Annotated in this window: 4 protein-coding genes; 2 read left to right on the forward strand and 2 right to left on the reverse strand. The window is 69.3% G+C overall.

What is annotated here, in order from left to right; genetic code table 11:
* The first annotated feature begins 134 nt into the window (after positions 1 to 134).
* Together AC31A1_RS46945 and AC31A1_RS46950 are read left to right on the forward strand one after the other, a co-directional pair.
* Positions 135 to 1,361, forward strand: a complete 1,227-nt coding sequence (locus tag AC31A1_RS46945) for a L,D-transpeptidase (protein ID WP_489659186.1) — start codon at positions 135 to 137, stop codon at positions 1,359 to 1,361.
* A gap of 157 nt (positions 1,362 to 1,518) precedes the next feature.
* Entirely contained in the window at positions 1,519 to 2,265 is a 747-nt protein-coding gene (locus AC31A1_RS46950) for a DUF6227 family protein (protein ID WP_489659183.1), read from the forward strand.
* A gap of 12 nt (positions 2,266 to 2,277) precedes the next feature.
* On the opposite strand, the gene AC31A1_RS46955 is transcribed toward AC31A1_RS46950, so the two are convergent.
* Both AC31A1_RS46955 and AC31A1_RS46960 read right to left on the reverse strand, forming a co-directional pair.
* On the reverse strand, positions 2,278 to 2,532 hold the full coding sequence (locus AC31A1_RS46955; protein ID WP_489659184.1) for a hypothetical protein: 255 nt from the start codon (positions 2,530 to 2,532) through the stop codon (positions 2,278 to 2,280).
* A gap of 114 nt (positions 2,533 to 2,646) precedes the next feature.
* Positions 2,647 to 4,719: a PTS fructose transporter subunit IIABC gene (locus AC31A1_RS46960; protein ID WP_489659185.1), complete on the reverse strand. Its 2,073-nt coding sequence runs from the start codon at positions 4,717 to 4,719 to the stop codon at positions 2,647 to 2,649.
* Positions 4,720 to 4,766: the final 47 nt, after the last annotated feature.

The raw sequence follows: 4,766 nt of genomic DNA on the forward strand, positions 1-4,766 counted from the left end.
CATATGTCCCGGTTCTGTCACCGGACGGCGTTCATGAAGAACGCAGGGAACCCGTGCGGGGCCGCGGCCCCTCTTTGTCCACGCATCGCAGCGGATCACGCATCACGTACATCACCACGAACCTGGAGCAGCCCGTGACAACGCCGGACATAGCAGCGCGGCGCGTACTGGGGGCCATCGCCGCCCTGGTGGTCGGCACCCTCACCCTCAGCGCGTGTGGTGGCAACGCCAGCGCGGACGCCAACACCGACAGCAAGGGCGGCAACAAAACGACCGCCAAGACGTCCACCGCGAAGATCACCATCTCCGCCAAGGACGGCTCGACGAACGCGTCCATCAACTCCACCGGCGTGCAGGTCAGCGACGGCACGCTGACCGACGTGAAGATGACGGTCGCCGGGTCGGGGCAGGCCGTGGACGGTGCGATATCCGCGAACGGAAGCTCCTGGAAGCCCAAGGAGCAGTTGGAGCGCGGGACCAAATACCAGATATCGGCCACCGCCAAGGACCCCAGCGGTAAGACCGCCGCCGCCAACTCCATCTTCACCACCGTCACTTCGAGCAACAGCTTCATCGGGACGTACACCCCGGACAACGGGACGACGGTCGGTGTCGGGATGCCGGTCTCGTTCGACTTCGACAAGGTGATCAGCGACAAGAAGGCCGTGCAGTCGCACATCACGGTGACGTCCAGCAGCGGGCAGCAGGTCGTGGGGCACTGGTTCGGCGCCCAGCGGCTCGACTTCCGGCCGCAGGACTACTGGAAGGCCGGTTCCAAGGTCACGATGAAGATCGACCTGGACGGCGTGCAGGGCGCGAACGGCGTCTACGGCGTGCAGAAGAAGACCGTGAGCTTCACCGTCGGCCGTTCGCAGGTGTCCACGGTCGATGTCAACACGCAGACCATGACGGTCGTACGGGACGGCCAGACCCTCAAGTCGCTGCCGATCTCCTCGGGCAGCCCCGAACACACCACGTACAACGGGCAGATGGTGATCTCCGAGAAGTTCACCCAGACCCGGATGAACAGCCAGACGGTCGGTCTGGGCGGGGAGTACGACATCCCGGACGTGCCGCACGCGATGCGCCTGACCTCGTCGGGGACGTTCATCCACGGCAACTACTGGTACAACAAGTCCAACCCGCCCTTCGGCCGGACGGGCACCAGCCACGGCTGTGTCGGGCTCGCGGACGTACAGGGCGCGCAGGGTGCGACGAACGCCGCGTGGTTCTACGACAACTCGCTCATCGGCGACGTCGTCATCGTGAAGAACTCCCCCGACAAGACGGTCGCCCCGGACAACGGGCTCAACGGCTGGAACATGGCGTGGAGCGAGTGGACCGCCGGAAGTGCCGCCTGACCGGCGGGTTTTGACGGAACTTCGGGCCGCGCGGGAACATCTCGCGCGGCCCGCGCGTTTTCCGGGCATACGTTTTCTCGGTTCACAGGAATGATGTCCGACCGAGGGGCTACGGTATGCACCCACAAGGTGACATGCAGCAACGCCGGGAGAAGCCTTGAGCGTTCCGTACGACACGGCAGCGTACGAACAACCCGAGTCGCCCGAGTCTCCGGAGGAGCACCTCGCGCGACTCCTCGGCCGTGCCCTGAACTCCTTCGAGTTGCCGGACGAGACGATACGGCGTCTCGACTGCGCGCTGGCGCACGACAGTTCGCTGCACTCCGCGCACCACAGCGCCGGCCTGCACCGGGAGACGTACCGGCACACCTGGCTGCTCCCCGACGGCTCCGCGCTCACCCTGTGGGAGCTCGTCCACAACACCGTGCTGGGCCGCGAGACGCAGCACGAGGTGTACGCCGACGAGGACGAGCTGCGCGTCGCGACCGCGCGTCTGCCGCTGCCGCCGGACACCCCGGACTTCGAACTGCCGGTGCTGGTGCAACTGTCGCCGATCCCGGAGCCCCGGCACACGTATCTGGCGGACGACTCGGCGGATCACGCGCGCCGTTTACTGCGCCGGGCGGAGAACGTGGACCGGCCGGACGAGGAGACGGCCGCGCTGCTGGAGACGGCGTTCGCGCACCAGATCACGCAGGCCTTCGGCCGCCCGTTCCGAGCGGGCCGCGCGGCGCTGTGCTTCTCGCTCTACGAGCACGCGTTCCTGCTGCAGGACGGCGCGGAGATCTCCCTGTGGGAGGTCGAGCACACGGCGACACCGGACGGCCGTCACATGTGCGAGGTGTACGTCAGCGAGGACGCGGCCCGCGACGCGATGGAGCGCCGGGCAGCGCAGGTTTCCTGAACGGCGAAGGCTTCAACGCCCGTCGCTGAGCTGTCGTACCAGACCCGCGAAAGCGTCCCGCTCCGCCGGGGTCAGTTCGACGGACTCCACGTGCGGAGCGGTGTGGCGCTGGTTCGGGAGGGCGTGGAGCGGGTGGGCCGCGTGCCACGTGGTGGGCTCCACGAGGGAGCGGCGCAGGACGCGCGTCAGGCCGAACACCCAGGCGACGGTCGCCAGGGCGAGAACGGCCACACCGGTCAGCTGGAGGATCGAGACGTGCTCAGGCATGCGTTCCAGTAGACACCACGGTCCGGGACCGTGGTCCCGGACCGTGACGTATCTCGCAGTTGCCGTGAACACCTCACCGCGGCCCAAAAGAGGCCCACCGAGGCCGGAAAGAGGCTAGGCGGCGACCGGCTGCTTCGTGTCCGCCGTAGGAGCGGATATGTCCTCCGGAGCTCCGGGGGACGCGCTGCCCGCAGGCGACTTGCGCATGCCCTTCAGTACGACGACCAGGGCCGCCGTGACGCACATGCCGACCGCGATGGCGATCAGGTAGAGGAACGCGTGCCCGATCAGCGGGACCACGAAGATGCCGCCGTGCGGGGCCCGCAGGGTCGCGCCGAACGCCATCGACAGGGAGCCGGTGATCGCGCCGCCCACCATCGCGGACGGGATGACCCGCAGCGGGTCGGCCGCCGCGAACGGGATCGCGCCCTCGGAGATGAAGGAGGCGCCCAGGACCCAGGCGGCCTTGCCGTTCTCGCGCTCGGTCTCGGTGAAGAGCTTGCCGCGCACGGTCGTCGCCAGGGCCATCGCCAGCGGCGGGACCATGCCGGCCGCCATGACCGCGGCCATGATCTTCATCGCGGAGTCGCTCGGGCTGGAGACCGCGATGCCCGCCGTGGCGAAGGTGTACGCGACCTTGTTGACCGGGCCGCCGAGGTCGAAGCACATCATCAGGCCGAGCAGGGCGCCCAGCAGGATCGCGTTCGAGCCGCTGAGGCCGTTCAGCCAGTCGGTCATGCCCTTCTGCGCCGAGGCGATCGGTTTCCCGATGACCACGAACATCAGGAACCCGACGATCGCCGTGGAGATCAGTGGGATCACCACCACCGGCATGATCCCGCGCACAGCCGCCGGGATCTTCACCTTCTGGATCGCCAGCACCACACCACCGGCGATCAGACCGGCGGCGAGACCGCCGAGGAAGCCCGCGTTGATGGTGGAGGCGATCATGCCGCCGACGAAGCCGGGCACCAGACCGGGCCGGTCCGCCATGCCGTAGGCGATGTAGCCGGCCAGCACCGGGACCAGGAAGCCGAAGGCGACGGCGCCGATCTGGAACATCAGCGCGGCCCAGCTGTCGGTCTGCGTCCACACGAAGTGCTGCATGACCGAGGGCGCCGACTTGATCTCGTAGCCGCCGATCGCGAAGCCGAGGGCGATCAGCAGACCGCCCGCCGCGACGAACGGGACCATGTAACTGACGCCGGACATCAGCCACTTGCGCAGCATCGAGCCGTAGCCCTCGCCCGCCTCACCACCGCGTTCGACCGGTGTCGGCGCGGATCCGCCGGTGACCTCGCCGCGCTCCGCCTTGCCGCGGACCTCGGTGATCAGTTCGGCGGGACGGTTGATGCCCGCCTTCACGCCGACGTCCACGGTCGGCTTGCCGGCGAAGCGCTCCTTCTCCCGTACGGGCACGTCGTGCGCGAAGATCACGGCGTCCGCCGCCGCGATCACCGCTGGGTCGAGCCGGGTGAAACCGGCCGAGCCCTGCGGCTCCACGACGAGTTCGACACCGGCGTCGCGGCCCGCGTTCTCCAGCGCCTCGGCCGCCATGTAGGTGTGCGCGATACCGGTCGGGCAGGAGGTGACGGCGACGATACGGAACGGCTGCTCGTCGGCGCCGGTGCCCGCGGCCGCCGTAGCAGCCGTGGAACCGTCGGCCGGCGAACTGCCCGCCGCGGCGCCGGCGGAGGCCGCCACCGGCGTCGCGGCGGAGTTTTCGGGGGTGCTCGGCGCGGGGGTCTCGTCGCCGCGGATCAGGGCCGCCGCGCTCTCCGCGTCGCCCACCGCGCGCAGGGCGGAGGTGAACTCGGCGTTCATGAGCTGGCGGGCCAGTGCGGAGAGGATCGTCAGGTGGGCGTCGTCGGCCCCGGCGGGCGCGGCGATCAGGAAGATCAGGTCGGCGGGGCCGTCGGGAGCGCCGAAGTCGACGCCCTCGGCGCTGCGCCCGAAGGCGAGCGACGGTTCGGTGACGTACTCGCTGCGGCAGTGCGGGATGCCGATGCCGCCGTCCAGGCCGGTCGGCATCTGCGCCTCGCGGGCCGCCACGTCGGCGAGGAAGCCGTCGAGGTCGGTGACCCGGCCCTGGGCGACCATGCGGTCGGCGAGGGCACGTGCCGCCGCCTCTTTGGTATCGGCGGACAGGTCGAGGTCGACCAGGTCCGCGGTGATCATCTCACTCATCGCGGGCTCCTTCGCACGCGTATCGCCCGGGGACTGCCGTGGGCGGG

Source organism: Streptomyces sp. P5F9, assembly GCF_057961495.1.